General features: G+C 30.2%; 17 protein-coding genes. 1 reads left to right on the forward strand and 16 read right to left on the reverse strand.

Going from position 1 to position 18902, the window contains the following annotated elements:
* Window positions 1–202: 202 nt before the first annotated feature.
* The 14 genes from AXY43_RS10135 to AXY43_RS10200 all read right to left on the reverse strand — a co-directional run bounded on the left by AXY43_RS10135 (window position 203) and on the right by AXY43_RS10200 (window position 15710).
* On the reverse strand, window positions 203–862 hold the full coding sequence (locus tag AXY43_RS10135; protein ID WP_023973546.1) for an ABC-2 transporter permease: 660 nt from the start codon (window positions 860–862) through the stop codon (window positions 203–205).
* A gap of 156 nt (window positions 863–1018) precedes the next feature.
* The gene (locus AXY43_RS10140; protein ID WP_077856718.1) at window positions 1019–1876 is read right to left on the reverse strand and encodes an ABC transporter ATP-binding protein; all 858 of its coding nucleotides are present in this window, start codon (window positions 1874–1876) and stop codon (window positions 1019–1021) included.
* Window positions 1877–2053: 177 nt separating this feature from the next.
* Window positions 2054–2434, reverse strand: a complete 381-nt coding sequence (locus AXY43_RS10145; protein WP_017212540.1) for a GntR family transcriptional regulator — start codon at window positions 2432–2434, stop codon at window positions 2054–2056.
* Window positions 2435–2593: 159 nt separating this feature from the next.
* On the reverse strand, window positions 2594–3997 hold the full coding sequence (locus tag AXY43_RS10150) for a cation:dicarboxylate symporter family transporter (RefSeq protein ID WP_039770157.1): 1404 nt from the start codon (window positions 3995–3997) through the stop codon (window positions 2594–2596).
* A gap of 263 nt (window positions 3998–4260) precedes the next feature.
* Window positions 4261–5196 carry a M14 family metallopeptidase gene (locus tag AXY43_RS10155; RefSeq protein WP_012060502.1) on the reverse strand — a complete coding sequence of 312 codons (936 nt, stop codon included), beginning with the start codon at window positions 5194–5196 and terminating at the stop codon, window positions 4261–4263.
* Window positions 5193–6128, reverse strand: a complete 936-nt coding sequence (locus AXY43_RS10160; RefSeq protein WP_023973549.1) for a M14 family metallopeptidase — start codon at window positions 6126–6128, stop codon at window positions 5193–5195. The genes AXY43_RS10155 and AXY43_RS10160 overlap by 4 nt, the downstream gene beginning before the upstream one ends.
* A 219-nt stretch (window positions 6129–6347) precedes the next feature.
* A complete protein-coding gene (gene gabT, locus AXY43_RS10165) occupies window positions 6348–7688 on the reverse strand; it encodes a 4-aminobutyrate--2-oxoglutarate transaminase (protein WP_087701186.1) in 1341 nt (446 codons plus the stop codon).
* 293 nt (window positions 7689–7981) lie between these two features.
* Window positions 7982–9199: a PucR family transcriptional regulator gene (locus AXY43_RS10170; RefSeq protein WP_077856648.1), complete on the reverse strand. Its 1218-nt coding sequence runs from the start codon at window positions 9197–9199 to the stop codon at window positions 7982–7984.
* A gap of 316 nt (window positions 9200–9515) precedes the next feature.
* Window positions 9516–10223 (reverse strand): amino acid ABC transporter permease, encoded by a 708-nt coding sequence (locus AXY43_RS10175; protein ID WP_023973551.1) that lies wholly within the window; start codon window positions 10221–10223, stop codon window positions 9516–9518.
* Between the two features lie 58 nt (window positions 10224–10281).
* Entirely contained in the window at window positions 10282–11166 is an 885-nt protein-coding gene (locus tag AXY43_RS10180; protein WP_023973552.1) for a substrate-binding periplasmic protein, read from the reverse strand.
* Between the two features lie 81 nt (window positions 11167–11247).
* The gene (locus tag AXY43_RS10185; protein WP_017212547.1) at window positions 11248–11973 is read right to left on the reverse strand and encodes an amino acid ABC transporter ATP-binding protein; all 726 of its coding nucleotides are present in this window, start codon (window positions 11971–11973) and stop codon (window positions 11248–11250) included.
* A 281-nt stretch (window positions 11974–12254) separates the two neighbouring features.
* Complete coding sequence (locus AXY43_RS10190) at window positions 12255–13073, reverse strand: carbon-nitrogen hydrolase family protein (RefSeq protein WP_023973553.1); 819 nt, start codon at window positions 13071–13073, stop codon at window positions 12255–12257.
* Window positions 13027–14472 carry an APC family permease gene (locus AXY43_RS10195; RefSeq protein WP_023973554.1) on the reverse strand — a complete coding sequence of 482 codons (1446 nt, stop codon included), beginning with the start codon at window positions 14470–14472 and terminating at the stop codon, window positions 13027–13029. Before AXY43_RS10195 ends, AXY43_RS10190 begins: the two co-directional genes overlap by 47 nt.
* Window positions 14473–14579: 107 nt before the next feature.
* Window positions 14580–15710: an iron-containing alcohol dehydrogenase gene (locus AXY43_RS10200; protein WP_023973555.1), complete on the reverse strand. Its 1131-nt coding sequence runs from the start codon at window positions 15708–15710 to the stop codon at window positions 14580–14582.
* A 370-nt stretch (window positions 15711–16080) separates the two neighbouring features.
* Here AXY43_RS10200 and AXY43_RS10205 point away from each other — a divergent pair, with 370 nt between their 5' ends.
* Window positions 16081–16491 (forward strand): hemerythrin domain-containing protein, encoded by a 411-nt coding sequence (locus AXY43_RS10205; protein WP_023973556.1) that lies wholly within the window; start codon window positions 16081–16083, stop codon window positions 16489–16491.
* Window positions 16492–16930: 439 nt separating this feature from the next.
* Here the strand turns inward: AXY43_RS10205 and cysK are convergent, their stop codons facing one another.
* A complete protein-coding gene (gene cysK, locus AXY43_RS10210; RefSeq protein WP_039770153.1) occupies window positions 16931–17866 on the reverse strand; it encodes a cysteine synthase A in 936 nt (311 codons plus the stop codon).
* A 442-nt stretch (window positions 17867–18308) separates the two neighbouring features.
* Window positions 18309–18830, reverse strand: a complete 522-nt coding sequence (locus AXY43_RS10215) for a nitroreductase family protein (RefSeq protein ID WP_023973557.1) — start codon at window positions 18828–18830, stop codon at window positions 18309–18311.
* Window positions 18831–18902 lie beyond the last annotated feature (72 nt).

An 18902-nucleotide genomic window follows, 5' to 3' on the forward strand; every position in this document is an offset into this window, starting at 1 on the left:
CAACTAAGATTCAGATGAGGATCAAACCCCACCTGAATAAAGTTTCACTTGATGATAAAAATACAATGTATGTTAATAATTTACTTTTCATCATATTTCTATTATACATATTTTTCATTAATAAATGATAGAAAAAAATATTAAATTTACCTTAATTTATACTTAATATTTCTAAATATTTTTTAACAAATATCTTTACACACTATATTTCTTTTGCTTTACAAATTTTATATGAAATTTTATATGAAATATATCCTATAATTATTGTGACTAACATGCTGATAATTATTAATATTAACTTATTATTTATAATAAAATCTAAAGAATTCTCTAATATAAAACCATCCTTATTGACCAAAAATGATGGTAACGCAAATATGAAAAATGCAGGTAACAGATATACTAATATTGATATTGCTTTTCCTTTTTCCATCCCAAACTTATAATATATAGGATATTGAATAAAACAAGTTATTAAGCTCATTAACCCGCAAAAGAACATTGTTAGAACTTCAAAGTTTTGAACTCTACTAATCTGATATAGATAAGTCACAATAGATGTATTAATGAGAAATATAAACAAAGCTACACCTATTAAATATAAAAATCTACCAAGAACCATATCAGAAATTTTACCAGGAAACATATAATACATTTGAGTACTTTTTTCATTACCTTGAGTACTAAATGGTACTGTTGCTAAAATTATTAAAAAGAAAAATAAATATGATAATGCCATAGTGTATGTTTCTCCTGAAAACATAAATAAAGCACAAAATATTGCTGGAGCTAACACATAAAGCCTAATACTTTCTTTTATTAATCTTAAATCAAATTTTAAATAACTTATTGATCTACTCATATTTTAAAACCTCTTTCTCTTTATAAATTCTACATAGAATTAATACTAAAACATAATATATATGTCACAATTCACAATTCCAGTTAAAATTCTTGCAATATTTTTAGAATTATGATAGAGAATTATTCTTGCAACGTATATGCATAGAATATTTTATTACTGATCTCTTTTTCCATTGATATAAAATATCACAATGTCATCCATCGATGGTTTTTCTACTAACAAATCTTTACTTATATACTCTCTATTCTTTGAATCAATTAATCCTTCAAATCCAAAATTAGAAGACTTATATCCAATTAACTTCTCTTTTAATTCTTCTGTTAAATCATCAAGACCACCTTTAACCAATAGATGATTTTCTAGTACATTCTCTGTTATATCATAAAATACCTTTTCTCCATTATTAATAAAGAATAGATAATCTGTTATCTTTTCAAGATCACTTGTTATATGGGTTGAAAATAGAACACTTTTTTCTCCATCTGCTATATATTCCTGTAATATCTCTAAAACTTCATTTCTAACTACTGGATCAAGGCCACTTGTTGGTTCATCTAATAGAAGAAGTTTTGTATTTCTTGATAAAATACTTGCAAAAGATAATTTAACTTTCATTCCCTTTGAAAATTCTTTTATTTTTTTCTTGTAAGGAAGGTTCCATTTTTCAGCATACTCATTAAATTTGCTTTCATCAAATGAAGTATAAAAATCTTTGAGTGTATTAATTACATCTTTTAATGTAAAATTTATTGGAAAGTAGCATTCATCTCCGATAAATCCTATCATGTCCTTATAAACTTCTTCTCCATCCTCATAACTCTTGCCAAATACTTTTATTACTCCACTATCTTTTTTCAATTGATTCATTATAAGTTTTATAGTCGTTGTTTTCCCAGCACCATTTTGTCCCACATATCCTAATATATAACCTTTTGGCAATTCCAAATTTATATTTTTAAGTTCAAAGCCATCAAATGTTTTATTTAAGTTCTTTATTTCAAGTGCATTCATATTTCCCTACTCCTTAAAATCATATTCTTAATAATAACGTGTATTGTAATAATTAAACTTCCACATATTCTATCCGATAGCTAGCATCCGTAACACTCCCTTATAACGGCTACATGCTACTGGATAAGTTCAATTAAATTCAGCTTGAGTATAAAACTCCATCTGAAAAGTTTCACTTTATGTAATTTGCTCATCTGCCAATGTTTTTAGCATAACCACCAATTCATCATTAGATATATTTGCTAGTTTCCCATTTTCAATAGCAACCATGAGGGCTTCTTCTATTTTCTTTAAATATTGTTCCCTTACCATTTCGCTATCCTTAGGAAGTACATAACTTCCCTTTCCTCTAAGAGTTGCTATAAACCCTTCACTTTCAAGGTCAGAATAAGCTCTGGTTGTGGTAATAACACTTATCCCTAAGTCCTTCGCCAGCTGTCTTATTGATGGCAAAAACTCATTTTCTAAAATTTCGCCTGACAGGATTTGTTCTTTTATTTGAGCTTTAATTTGCTCATAAATAGGCAAATCAGATTTATTAGAAAGTAATATTTTCAAATTACTACTTCGCCTCCTTTGTGTTCATACTGTATATATACAATATATACAGTATGAACAGTTTTGTCAATAATTTTTTTAGTACACTCTCAATTCAAAAAGACCATTAGGTGATTTATATTCTCACCTAATGGTCTTTAATATCTTAATTCTATTTTTTTAATTTCCTTCTGCTATAACTTTATCTTGAACATTATTAAATACATCTTTATCCAATTCATTAAAGCTCTTAGCAACTGTTACTGCTGTAACCATTGATCCATCAACATTAAGCGCTGTTCTCGCCATATCTAATATCGGATCTATTGCAAGTATTCCTCCTGCAAGAGGGAAGAAACTTCCCATTCCCATTCCTGATATTACTACTGATACTGACATTATTGCTGTTCCTGGTAATCCAGCTATTCCAAAGGAACTTATAATTATAGTAATTACCAGCATAGCGTAGAAGCTAAAATCCATTGGAGTTCCAGACATATTTGCAATTGTAACAGCCATTAATGCTGGATATATAGCAGCACAGCCATTCATTCCCATATTAGCTCCAAGGCTTCCTGCAAAGCTTGCAATTCCTTTTTCAACTCCGACTTTTTTATTCAAAGTCTCAATAGTAACTGGTAAAGTTCCAAGACTTGATCTAGATGTAAAAGCCAAAACTAACGGCTCAATTACATTTCTTAAATATTGAATAGGATTTAAGCCATTAAGTGAAATTATTACAAGATGAATTACAAATACAATAATAACACTTACATATAAAGCAACTATGAAATTAACCACATTTATTATTGCTGATATTCCATTTGATGCAACTGTATTTGAAAGTAGTGGTAATACAGCATATGGCATAAATCTGATAACTGTTCTAGCTACAGTAGTCATTATGTTATAGAATGCCTCTATAACATCTATTGCTGGTTTTATAATATCTTTGTTAGTCTTATTTAGTTTTCTTATAGCTATTCCAAGAAATGCTGCAAATATAACAACAGCCACTATGTTTGCATCTGCCATTGCTTTTATTGGATTTGCTGGTAAAAGTCCTCTCATAGTATCTACAAAAGATGTTATTTCTTTTAATTCAGCTTTACTTTGGATTGCTTCAACTCCAACGCCAAGTCTAAATAAATTTCCGATTATTATAGCAACTATTGAAGCAATAGCTGTAGTTCCTAATAAAACAAATATTGATCTAGAAGTAAGTTTTCCTAAACTTTGTTTTTCATCCATGTTTATTATAACTTTTAACATTGAAAGAAAAACTAATGGTACTACTAACATTTTTAATAGGTCCATGAATCCATTTCCTACTAGCCCATACCATTTTGTAACCTCACCTATCCAAACAACATCTCCTGTATTGCTTGGAAATCCTGCTATAAATTGTATTATAACTCCAAGTAATAATCCTCCCACAGTTGAAATAATCATACGTTTTGAAAAGTTTAATCCAGCCTTTTCTAACTTATAAAGTCCATAGAATAGACCTATTAAAATTGCTATAAATATTATTGGTTTATAGCTTGTTATCATTATAAATTTCGAAAAAAATGTATTATCCATTGTTACCTCCTATAATTCCTACAATTCCTATATAATTAGTATATTTATAGTATCAATTATATGATCATATGTCAATAAAAGTTAATACTATTTTTAAATATATTCTTCCTGAAAACATATACTTCTTAATACTTTATAATAATTATGGAATACTTATTATTACATTAATCAAAATATCATTTAAAATTTATGACAAAAAAATAACCACCATGAATATAACTTTCGATTATCAAAAGCTAATATTCATAATAGTTATGTAAATTTTACTCATGAAGTCTCCTTATTATTTTATATGCAACCACATTTTCCATGACCATTGGTGATTTATGAGCAAAAAAGATTATTCCATCAGTAGGAGATGTAATTTTTTCAATGATCTCACCTTCATATGGATGGATTATTTCTGCAAGAACATCGCCTCTTTCCACTCCATCTCCTGGATTTTTTAACCGTCTATATATTCCACCTGTAGTAGTCTTTACCGAAAGCAAATCATCTTCCTGCAAAACACTAGCTATGTATCCACTGTGACTAGTATACTTTATAACTCCCATTCTAGTTAAAAATCTTAATACAGCCACTACTGCATGTTTGGCAGAAACTTCATCAATTTGATCTGTTGCATTTGTATATAAAGAGAAGGCACTTGCATTCCACATCTGCCAATTATAGTTTAATGTCATGGTATCATAAGGTTTCGGCTTACGAATTAATACATACTGAAGTCCAAATAAATTTGCAAGACTTGGACTCTGATATCCTGTTTCCATCATCCTTATATGCGGAATAAAATCTCCTGGCATATAAAAACTAGCAAACTGTATTCCATACGTATAATCCTTAACTTGTTCAAAAACACCACTTGCAATTCTCTGAGTTGTTTCCCCATTCACTTCTCCTGGGAACATTCTATTTATATCAGTGTTGTCCATTGTCCAAAATCTTTTTCCTATATTCATTGAATGAGGATTTACACAAGGAATCACAAGGATTTCGCTATGTCTTGAGATTGCTCCCCTTTGCTCTAACTTAGTTAAAGTTTTAATCAATTGAGAACACGTATATAATTGCTGTATCTCATTTCCCCTTATTGCACCTACTATGCATGCTGACTTTCCACCTTTTCCAAATTTATATCCTGTTATTCTCATATCATCTCTATGAGGTGACTTTAATGTATATATTATTTCTTTTATCATTTTACACCTCCAAGTACCCTCGCAATAAGTGATCCTTCATAAACAACTGGGTATTCTCTCAATGTAAATACTACTCCATCACAAGATGAAATAACCTCTTCTTCTATCTCTCCAGTTAAGGAATTAAAAATCTCTCCAATTTTTTCTTCTCTTTTTATTTCATCCAAATGTTTTACACAAGGCATAAATATTCCTGATGAATTAGCATTTATAAAATTCACTTCTTTTTCAGTTGATATTATGGGGTCTCTTACAGGATTTACTGTCCCATTCCATATGCCCAATTTTTTCATTAAATTAAATATACCTTCCACTAATTGATCCCCATATTCTTGTGTAATTCTCATTCCAACCCCCATCTCTACAAGCAATGTTGGTATATTTTTATTATTTAAGCTATATGTAAGTGTTGATTCCAGAACAGTAGACTCTGGATGAACCCATATAAAATCCATATTCAACAGCTTTGCATAAGGTACTAATTTATCCTTTATATGCTCACTCACTCTAACTTGAGGCACTTCTCTCAAAAATATATTGCTTGCATGCAGGTCTATGCATATATCAGCCCCTTCTATATCTTCAATAATTTTAGCTGCAACATGTTCTGCCATTGCTCCGCTTTCAGATCCTGGAAATATTCTATTCATATCTAAATCAAATGTTGGCATTCCCCTATGTACTGAATCTATTCCAAGCGGATTTAAAGATGGGTATATATCAACAATTCCATTTAAGTATTTAATATTTTCTTTAATTTTTCTTATTAATTTATAACATACATATTGACCTTCAAGTTCATCTCCATGAAGACCTGTTATAATACATATTCTTTTAGCCTTTTCATTAATATTTACTGACGTAAGTCTATTTTTTTTGATTACTAACTTTTCATCAACCGCTAATCCTAAAGATACTACCGTTTCTACCATGTTCCCCTCCATATGCTCACACTCAAAAACCTATTCTGTAAAAACAATCTAAATTAATATTATTATTGTAAAAAAATTTTCTTTTATACAAAAAATAAGCAAAGAATCCCACTGTGTGAGCTTCTTTGCTTTAATCTAATATTACTACTTGGATATTTTATTGTCAAACTTTTTTACATGCCATATATAAAATTACTTTCCAAAATATTTGAATATTATTTATATACACTCTTTTATTGATTCTTCCAATACATCAATTCCATATTTAACTTGTTCATCTGTCATAACTAGTGGTGGTAGGAAACGAATTACATTTCCAAGTATACCTGCATTTAAGAATATAACACCATTTTCATAACATTTTTTAATTATAGATTTAACTAAATCTGCTGCTGGCTCTTTTGTGCTTCTATCTTTTACAAATTCTAATCCTACCATTGCACCTAATCCTCTTACATCACCTATAACTGTATACTTTTCCTTCATCTCATTTAGTCTTTCCATAATATATCCGCCAAGTTTTAATGATTTTTCACATAGATTTTCTTTTTCAATCTTCTCAATAACTTTAAGCGCTGCTACGCATCCAAGAGGACTTCCAGAATATGTTCCGCCAATTCCACCAACACATGCTGAATCCATTATTTCCTTTTTAGCCACAACTGCGCTTAGCGGTACTCCAGCAGCTATTGATTTTGACATAGTGATAATATCTGGTTCTATACCATAATGCTCATGTGCAAACATTTTTCCTGTTCTTGCAAATCCTGCTTGTATCTCATCAACTATAAATACTATATTGTTCTCATTACAAACTTTTTGCAATTCTCTCATGTATTTTGCAGATGGAACTACAAATCCACCTTCACCTTGTAACGGCTCAATTATTAAACATGCAATCATGTCTGGAGAAAGTGTTGTTTTAAGCATAGTTTTTAGTCTATTAATACATTCATCTGCATATTCTTCTTCTGAAACTCCAAGTGGTGCTCTATACGAATAAGGGAAATCAAATTTATATGTTTCTGGTGCAAATGGTCCAAAACCATTTTTGTATGGTTTATATTTACTTGTTATTGACATAGTCATATTTGTACGACCATGGAAAGACCCAGTAGCTGAAAGTACTCCTGTTTTCTTAGTATAAGTCCTTGCTATTTTTATAGCATTTTCTACTGCTTCTGCTCCGCTATTAGCAAACATTACTTTCTTTTCGTAATCTCCAACTGTTATTTCAGTTAATTTTTTTGCCAAAGCACCGTAAGATTCATATGTTACTACATTATAGCTTGGGTGAATAAATAATTCTGTTTGTTTCTTTATCTCTTCAACAATCTCAGGATCACAATGTCCAACATTTTGAACACCAATTCCTGCTGCAAAATCTAAAAATATATTTCCATCTACATCTTTAATTAATGCTCCCTTTGCTTCAGCTATAGCAATACCAGTTGATACTGAAACTCCATCGGCAACATATTTTTTTCTTTCCTCTAATATTTCTATTGATTTAGGACCTGGTATTGATGTTACTAATTTTACATTTGATTCTTCTATCATTATAAAAACCTCCATTAACGTTTATTTTCTTAATATATTTCTAATTCCATAAAAATGGAGCCATCATGTTTATTTACACGAAAGACTCCATTGCCCATAAATTTTATTTAAATTTCTTAACTTGTTTATATAATAATACTTTCTATTTTTCTTTTCTATGTCCAAGCATTATAATGTTTTTGTCTATTTTGACTAAAGTCCCAACATCAAATACACATAAACATATTAAAACTTAGATTAATACATGATCAAAATTAATGTATTAGTGCACATTGACTATATTATTTATCTGCCTATTTAAGAATTTTACCAATGTCTAGTGCAATTTTTACTTTAATACAATCATTAAAATTCCGTAAATCACAATTTAATAGTTCTTCTATCTTTTTTATTTTATATTTAAGGGTGTTTCTATGAAGAAATAACTTTTCCGCTGTAACTGTGATATTACAATTTTCATTTAGATACATTTCTAATATTTCAATTAAATTATTATCTTTATTATCGGCACCACTAATTGGACCTAAAACTTCTGAAAAATAGTTTTGTAATATGCTCCTATTCTCAACGCTAAAAAGCAGGCTGTAAATTCCTATATCTTTGTATCTTGTAATTGTGTCATCTAAACCTTGGCATTTAGCACTATTTATCGCTAGCTCCGCTTCATTTAATGATTGTTTCATCATTTTTAAATCCTTGTACGAGTTTCCTATTCCTACACTTACAGACATTCCATCCATGCGATTCTTTGTAGCTAACTGTATCTCTTTTAAAGCCTTATCCAATCTATTCATACAATTTTCTTCTGACCTAATAAAAAAGATTACAGCATCATCCTTATCTATTATTGGTACCTTTAGTGCATGTTTATCAAGTATATCTTGAACCACTTTTCTAAAGTTTATTTTAATCTTAGATATACTTTTCTCATCACCTAAATTCTTTAACTTTAAGTATCTCTCGAAACCATCAATATCTATAACACATATGCAACATCCGCCTGACAGATTATATCCAAAATATGCGGCCTTTTGTATTGCATCTCCTTCTAATTCACCATCTCCAAATAGAATATTACTTAAAAAATGTGATAGAGAATTCTCTTCAATACGAGATAAAATAATAGCATTGCTAATTTCCCTTGAGACTTCAACCAATTTAACTTCCCAAGGCAATGTGAACAATGGAATTTCAAGTTCATTAGCGAGTTTAATCGCCTCTTCAGATACATTCCTTATGTATGGACCTATATTTACTACTAAGCCCGAACCATTTTTCTCACTAATTCCTTTAATAAAATCTAGTAATAGCCCCTCATTTTCTCTAATTCCAACGCCGGTTATAAATATGATTTCTCCACCTTGCAGCCATTTAATTCCCTCCAATGGATTCTCAAAACATTCCGCCACATATATCCACTCTATGCTTTTTTCTAAGCCACCTTCTCCACCAACAAGATTAATTTTTCTTAAGGAATCTAATTTAAGTATATCTTTTACCGAAATTGACATAAACTTCACCCTTGCCCCTCTAATTATTTAAAATGTCATCTTTATTTATTATATTTTTATAATAATATCTCCTCATAAAAAAAGATATAATATTATAATAATTTTTTCATATTAAAAAGAAGGTTGATCAAATTCTTATTACTCTCAATATTTATTGATATAATTAGAATTTGCTCAACCTTCTACTAACAATTTTTCATATGCTCTTTTAATATGGGTAAATACCTTGATTCTTAGTTACAGTTTTTACATAAATGTTTATAATAGAAAATAATTTACCAGGTGACACCTAAATAATTGTTCACCATATACCTCACTAGTTAAATTTCAACATCTTTTTTTCTACCAGTTTTACTAGTTGTGCAAGTGGCAAACTTAATATTAAATAAAATCCTGCTAAAATCGTATATGATTCGATAGTTAAAAATGACTGAGATGCATAACTTTGCGTACGTAATAATAGTTCACTAACCGAGACATATGCAAGAAGTGATGTATCTTTTAACATCATTACAAGGTAATTTCCAAAGACAGGTATTACATTGCGAAGTGCCTGCGGTATTATTATTCTAAACATAGTTTGATTATTTGTAAGTCCTAATGCTAATGCTGCTTCTGTTTGTCCTCCATCTATTGATAATATTGATGAACGAATAACCTCTGATATGTAGCATCCATAGTTAATTCCAAGGCCTATTGTTCCCGCAACCAGTGAACTTATTTTAAATTGATACCCTGGATTCCAGACTTGTACAATAATAGATACTAAAAGTGGTACTACATAATACATATATACTAATTGAACTAATAAAGGAGTTCCCCTTATAAATTCTAAAAATACTAATAAAAATCCTCTTAAAATTTTTATTTTACTAATACGTCCAATTGCAATAAATAATCCTAAGATTATTGCTAAAAAAAATCCAAACACTGTCGCTTGTACTACAACCCAAAGACCTGCCTTTAATGAAGGCACCAAGAACTTGAAAGCTGTACTAAAATCTAGATTAGATAAAATATCCATATTCATTTCCTCCCCTTCTAAAAAAGAATCCGTCTGGATTCTTTTTTAGTTTATATTGTTACTTGTCAGAAGCTTTACCATCTTCTACTGATACAAAATAATCTTCATTCATTCCATACTTCTTAAGAAGTTTTAATATTGTTCCATCTTTCTTCATTTCATCAATCTGTTCGTTAACTGCATCTGCTAAAGCTTTATCATTTTTTCTAACTGCTGCTGCTATCATTCCAGATGTTTCAGCTTTATATGGAGATAATATCTTTAAATTAAGACTGCTATCTTGTGATAGTGTGTATCCGGCAACCATTCCGTCAGTTATACATGCATCTACCTTACCAGTATTTACTGCTAACATTAATTCAGATTGACTTCCAAATACTTTAACATCTTTCACTGATCCATCTTGTTGCCACTTTTGAGCTGTTTCAAGAAACGCTGTACCTTTTTGCCCTCCCAATGTTGCATTCTTTAAATCGTCTTTACTTGCAATTTTTGAATCTTTAGGAATTACTATTGCTTCGCCTTCCTTATACCATATGTTTGTAAATAATGCTAATTTCTTACGCTCGTCTTTAACATACATTCCATCTGTTACCATATCTACTGTATTATTATTTAACTCAACCAACAGGTTTTCAAACGGTATTTGCTTCATTTCAACTTTATTAATTCCCAATCTTTTTGCAACTTCTGTTATGATTTCTGCATCAATTCCAGTAAATTCATTTGTTTTAGCATCCATAAATGCAAATGGTGCATCATTTGATGAAGCAACTGTTAATACCCCTTTTTCTTTTGCAGCTGCTAATGTATCCTTTGATTTATCATTACCTGCTGATGTTGATGTAGTACTAGAACTTCCCGAGCCACATCCTGTCATAAATCCAATACAACTCATTATAACCATTGTTACAACTAATAATTTTCTCCCTAGTTTTTTCATAATTAATTTCCCCTTTTCGTAATTATTTTTAATGTTGAATCTTTTTATTATCTATAGTAATTTCAAATTTAACATGTGAATTTAGTTTAAAACTCTAGATAAAAACTCCTTTGTTCTTGGATTTTTTGGATTTGCAAAAATCTCTTTTGGTTTCCCCTCTTCAACTATATAACCCTTGTCCATAAAAATTACTCTATCAGATACATCTCTAGCAAATCCCATTTCATGAGTAACAACTACCATAGTCATACCATCCTTAGCTAATTGCTTCATAACATCTAACACATCACCAACCAATTCTGGATCTAACGCTGATGTAGGTTCATCAAATAAGAGCATCCTTGGTTCCATTGCTAGCGCTCTTGCTATTGCAACTCTTTGCTGTTGCCCACCAGATAGAGTCCTAGGATATACATCTGCTTTGTCTTTTAAACCAACCTTTTTAAGAAGTTCTAGAGCTATTTCCTCAGCCTCTTTTCTATTTTTCTTTTTTGTAAGCACAGGTGCCAAAATAACATTTTCTATCACTGTGTGTAGCGGAAATAAATTATATTTTTGAAATACCATTCCTACTTCTTCCCTAAGAGAACGGCTATCGACATTCTTACCCAGTATATTTTTACCATCATAGAACATTTCCCCACCTGTTGGAACTTCAAATAAATTTAAACACCTTAAAAATGTGCTTTTACCAGATCCTGATGGTCCTATTATGCAAACTACTTCCCCTTCTTTTATATCTACACTTATATTTTTTAAAACCTCTAACTCTCCATATTTCTTTGATAATTCATTAACCTTATACATATTCTCAACTCCACTTCATCTAAAGTAATAAGAAAAAGGCGCACCGTTTTTTTCTTACAGTGCGCCTTCGCATTTAATATTAAATTATTACATTGTTTTGCGTTAGGATAATATTATCATGGTAGTTACCCTATTTCTATAACCATAAATAACAATTTTTTTGTGCAGTATGCACACTATTTGATTCAACACTAAGTTTATTAAATAATGCCTGAATCTATCAATCCAACTACAATTTGTATGCAATATCTAACTTCCTTGTTAAATATTTTAACTTATGATTACTCTTTTATTATCTCTTTGTATAGTTCAGGTCTTCTATCTTGAAATAAAGTGTAGTATTCTGATCTAAGCTTTCTAGGCAATTCTAAATCTATTTCCCCAGATACTATTCCCTCTATCTCATCATTTAACTCTTTTAATGGTCTTCCAACAGGATCTACTATTTTACTATGGCCAAAAAAGCCCAATTCTTTATCTTGTCCAATTCTATTAGCTGCTACTAAATATATGCAATTATCAAATGCTCGTGCTCTTGTTACTAGATCCCAATCATCAGAATATGGCTTTTCCCAATTAGTATTAACCACAAGAAGCTCAGCCCCTTTCAAGCAATACGTCCTTGCAACTTCAGGAAATGCAGTATCCCAGCAAATCATTACTCCAATTTTTCCAAAAGAGGTATTAAAAATTGGGAACTCACAGCCTGCTTTAAAATATCTTTTTTCTGTATCAAATAGATGTACTTTTCTATATACTCCTGCCACTCTCCCGCTACTATCTATACACACAGATGAATTGTAGAGAACATCTGTTAGATTACCATCTTTTTCTGGAAATCCATAAACTATATTAGTATTAAATTTTTTTGCAAGTTCACTTATGACTTTTATACTATTACTACTTTCCACTACTTCAGCTAGTTCTTTAAATTTATTACCACATTCATATCCAGATGTTATTAACTCAGGAAATACTATTAAGTCAGTTTCACTATCTTTCTCCATAATCTCGTTTATGAATGTAACCATCTTTTCTAAATTATACTTTACATTATTTAGTTTTGGCTCCATTTGAACGCAAGTAACTTTTATTTTCATCTTTCCATCCCCTTACTTCTAATACGTAACCCTCTCTCTTTTCATCTCTTTTAATCTTACTTTTTCCAAATATATTACTAATAGCAAAACCTATTACAATCCATGCCAATACTATATATGGAAACAGGTTATTAGGAAACTCTGGTATAGGGTAAACATTAGAATATAATACATATAACAAGGCTGCTATTGATGCTATTGGTATTATTAAATGAGTTTTTCCCCATACTTTGTTTCTTGTAAAGTAAACCATAGCTCCTATACTTGTAAATATATACGAAACAAGTATAGCTAATGATCCTATTGTTGCCAAATAACCAAACACTTCTATACCATCATGTTTAAATAATGCAATTTGAACTATATCTGATATTATTATTATTAATATCAATCCAAAATATGGTGTATTGTGTTTAGGATGTATTTTCATCATCGCTTTTGGCATTATTCCATCTCTACCTAATGCAAATAACATTCTTGAACCAGCACAGTAAGATCCAAGCGCACAAGAAAAGTTTGAACATGCAGCAACCAACATCAATATTGTACCAAATCCTGCTGTCATATATTTTGTTGATAAATCTGAAAGTGGAAGTGTTGAAGAAGATAACGCCTCAAGTCCTTTTGCATCAAGACCAAAACCTATAACTTGTGCATAACTACAAACTAAATAAAATAAACCTGATAAAAATACAGCACTTATTATTGCTATTGGAATGAATTTTTTAGGATTCTTTGTTTCTTCACCTAAACTTGAAGCACTTTCAAAACCTATAAAAGAAAGAAATGCAAATACTGAAGTTGAAGCTAAAGCTGATGTGCTAACCCCGTTACTCTTAAAAGGAATCAAGCTCAAACCATTTGTAGTACCAACTTTAATTAAAATTACAACTGAAAGTAGTAGTATAAGTAATATTGATATTCCTTCTATTACTAGAATAATTCTATTACATATCTTTGCATCAATGATTCCTAATGCAATCATTGCAATAGATGCTATTATTGAGATTGGCATCCAATTTACATGAAATCCAAATACAGATAAAAATCCAGAGAAGAAATTACCAAACCCTGCTGCAGTGCCTCCTGCTAATGCAATATAGGCAAGTAATAGTGCCCATCCAGATGTAAATCCCATTTTATTTCCTAGGGCTGTTTTAGTAAAAGCATAAAGTGAGCCTGATGCAGATATATAATGATTAAATTTTATAATCGAATATGATACAAGACCTACTACTATAGTTGAAATTAGAAATACAAGTGGTGCAGAAAACGAGCATGTCTGCGCCATTAGAGATATATTTAATGACATCGCTGCTGTTGGTGCTATAATAGCCACTGATAAAGCCACTGTTTCAATAATACTTAAATTATCCTTCTTTAAACCTGATTTTTCCATAATTATTCCTCCTAATAAATATTTTTTTAATCTTGATAACACAAAAGGCGCACTGATTTTTATTTCAGTGCGCCTTTGCATCTAATAAATTATTTTAAATTTCTATATTATAATGACTTGTAATATATATCCTTAATTTCTTCTAATGAAAATTCCTTAGGATGATTTGCTATGCTTGGTTTTGAAACCTTCATACAGTTTTCAGCCATCCATTCTACATCTTTTTCTGTAATCCCAAGCTCTCCTAAAGTAACTTTCAAATCAATTTTTTTCAGAAAGTTTCTTATAGCATCTGCACAATCTTTTGCATCAGTTCCTCCTAATAGTTTAGATATGTTACTGTACTTTTCTAAATTACTTTCCCACGATTTTTCAGCAATAATTGGTGTAAGGGCTGCCAATCCTTTGCCATGAACAATATCATGTAATCCGCTCGCTGGATGTTCAAGTCCATGAGGTGCAGTTACTCCTGCTATTCCTATCACCATTCCACCTAGTGTACTTGCTAAAGTTACACTATCCCATGCATCTAAATCACTTGGATCATTGTAGACTTTAATTAAATTCTCTGATAATAATTTTATTCCATAAAATGCTTTCATATCTGTTAATGGCTGTCCTATTTTTGATAAATACGCTTCCATATTATGCGCTAATGCATCAAATCCAACAGATGCAAGTATGCTCTTTGGCATTGTCACCATAAGTTCTGGGTCAATAATTGATGCTTTTGCAATAATTATATTTGTTCTAAGGGATTTCTTATCCTTAGTTTCAGGATTTGTAAGAACTGAAAAACAGTTTCCTTCACTTCCAGTCCCACATGTTGTCGGAACTAGAACTATAGGCAATGCTTCACTCCCTTGTTTAATACCAAATATATATTCTGATATATCTCCAGGATTTTTAGCTGAAAAGGCTATACTCTTGGCTGCATCCATAATGCTTCCACCACCAAGTCCTAAAACAACATCACATCCAGTTTCTTTTATAACATCTACACCTTCATATACAGTTGTAGTAAGTGGATTTTGTTCTACTTTATCAAAAATTTCATATTGAACTTTTGCTTCATTTAACAAATCTATGGTTTTATCAAGTAAACCACTTTTTTTTGTACTGTTTCTCCCAGTTACAATAAGCGCTTTCTTTCCATACTTAGCAACCTCAGTTCCTATTTCATTACTTCTCCCTCTTCCAAATAGAAGATTTATTGGTAAATTATAATTAAAATTCATTCTAACTCCCCCTAAGTAGTTTAATTGTTGATTCTAAACTACTAATAATTTCTCTCTAACTTAGCATTTTCTTATAATCTTAATCTTCAATAAAAGAATATAAAAAAATGCCTTTATTAATAATAAAGACACCTTTGTCAAAACTATAATACCATATTGGCAATATATATTCTATAATTTTATAGACAATAATTTAGTGCACATTGGACAATTAATAATTTTCTTGTTATTTCAGTGTTAATACTAAAATTTTCAGCTATAAGATAAATATTCATAAACAAATAAATATTGTAACTTTTGTTACATACTTATTATCATATAAAAACTATACTTTAGTTAATGAATTACAAATATTAATGAGGTGTTAATTATGAATATAGATAATTTGATGAGAGAACATAAAGGTATTTTTGAGGAAATAAATTATATAAATGAGTCAATTAATAATAAAAAATTCGAATCTGATCTTTTGGATATAACTACTCATATAAACAAACTTGCTGGAAAGTTGAAAATTCATCTAAGTTCAGAGGACAAATTTTTATACCCTAATCTACTTAATGGAGATGATAATAAACTTAAAAACCTAGCAAATTCATATATTAATGAAATGGGTGGAATTTCAGATACATTTACAAATTATAAAAATAAATTTAATACAAAGAGTAAAATAATATCTGAAGGCAATGAAGTTTTTACAAGCGAAACAAAAAAAATCTTAGTTGCTATAGAAAAGAGAATTAGTAAAGAAGAAAGTGAGTTATATAAATTAATTAGATAGATTTATATAATACTTCACTTCTAATCACATATAGGGTTCCGCAATGAGAATCGAACTTATGTGAATCACCAACGAAATTGAATACATATTTGTTCCATAGGACTATTAAAATTTCGCTGAAAAGTTCTAAATGGCAGGTTGCACCCATTACTGCATGTTCCCACTTTCAGTGTGACAGGCAGTAAATGGAACAACCTCACCTTAAGAACCTAAGCAGCTTATTTTCAAATGCCTACTACACAAATATGTATCCAATTTCTATGTTTGTGATATCTCAAATTTTCAAGTTGGAACCCTATAGCCAAATAAGTGTTGAACTTATGCATATAGCTTATTGTTGGTTTATCTATACCAAATCTGTAATCTTATATACCGAAAATAAACTCAATTCACTTAAAACTAAGCGAATTGAGTTTATAAATGCTTTTCCTATATATTCTTATTTATCTTCAAATAATGCAGTCGATAAATAACGTTCTCCTGTATCTGGTAATAATGCCACCACTGTTTTTCCTGCATTCTCTGGACGTTTTGCTAATTCTGTTGCAGCAAATGCAGCAGCTCCTGATGAAATACCAACAAGTAAACCTTCTGTTTTAGATAATTCCCTAGCAGCAGAAAATGCTTCTTCTGTTGTTATTTTTATAATTTCATCATATATTTTTGTATTTAAAACGTCTGGTACAAATCCAGCACCAATTCCTTGTATTTTGTGAGGACCTGATTTACCTTCTGATAAAACTGGTGAATCCGCTGGTTCTACTGCAACAATTTTAATATCTGGATTTTTAGATTTTAAGTATTCTCCAACTCCTGTAACAGTTCCACCTGTACCAACACCTGCAACAAATATATCTACTTTTCCATCTGTGTCTTCCCATATTTCAGGACCAGTTGTATTTTTATGAACTTCCGGATTCGCTGGATTTACAAATTGTCCTGGTATAAATGAATTTGGAGTCTCATTTGCTAACTCACTTGCCTTAGCTATAGCTCCTTTCATTCCTTTTGCTCCTTCAGTTAGAACTATCTCAGCTCCATAAGCTTTTATAAGACTACGTCTTTCTACACTCATTGTTTCTGGCATAACAATTATAACCTTATACCCTTTTGCAGTACCTACAGATGCAATACCGATTCCTGTATTACCACTAGTTGGCTCAATTATTACTGATCCTGGTTTTAATAAACCTTTGTTTTCAGCATCTTCTATCATAGCCTTTGCAATTCTATCTTTAACGCTTCCTGCTGGATTAAAATACTCCAACTTAGCTAATATTGTTCCTTTTAAATCTTTTCCCTTACTATAATTTGCAACTTCTAATAATGGGGTTTTACCTACTAATTCTGCTAAATTCTTATATATCTTTGACATTCCAACCACTCCTTAAACTTTCTCATATAATTCTTATCAGTTTACTATGTTATAAGTATATTCTTCTGTTTTTATATAGTCAATACTTTTTTGTATTTTTTAAAAAGTTTTGCCTAAATTACATATATATGCAATTGATGATAAATATACATACTAATAATTATTTTAAAAAATAAAATAGTAAATTTTTATTTTTGATATATTATTACATTCTATTTTCTAACTATTTATAGTAATTTATTCACAATTCAATTATTACTAATTTTTAAAGAAGAAAGTTTAAGGTGACTTTAGATAAATTCTGTCTTGTGCTTCAAACTCTTTTTATATGTGTAGATTTCCTACAGAATAAAAAATAAGCAAATTCCTAGACTCAGGATATTTTGCTTATTTTTCTCTATATTGAAACACATCTTGATTCTGATATTTGTTTTAATAGATATTACTTTATGAATTTAATCACTCCATCTTTTCTTCCGTGTGCCTTCGGTGTATTAGCCGGATACCCTAAAGCTGCCATTCCCCAAACAATATGATTTTCAGGTATTTCAAAGCTATTTAATACTTCTCTTACTTCTTTTTCATCACAAATATTCTTTAATTGATTAACCCAACATGAACCTATTCCTAGTGAATTTGCCATTAAGAATATATTTTCTAATGCACAAGAACAATCCGCAAGTCCATTTGTATTATCTCTATCATTAGACAACATAATTAAAGTTGGAGGCGCATAAAAGTTATATCCAGCATCCCTTTTCAAAGCTTCTCTAACTACTTTTGCAAGCTTCTCCATCTTTTCTTTGCTTTGAACAACTGTGAACTGCCAACTTTGTTTGTTCATTCCGCTTGGTGCATTTACACCTGCCTGTAAAATTAAATCTAATTCTTCATCTTTTAATTGTTCTTCCTTAAAAGCTCTCACACTTCTTCTTGTTAATATGTTTTGTAATACTTCATTCATGATAACATCTCCTTTTACGCAAAAATGTTTATACGTTATTTTTCCATTTAATTTAAAGATAATTAATTATAG

The sequence above is a fragment of the Clostridium sp. MF28 genome, assembly GCF_002969175.1.
Lineage (GTDB): Bacteria > Bacillota > Clostridia > Clostridiales > Clostridiaceae > Clostridium > Clostridium beijerinckii.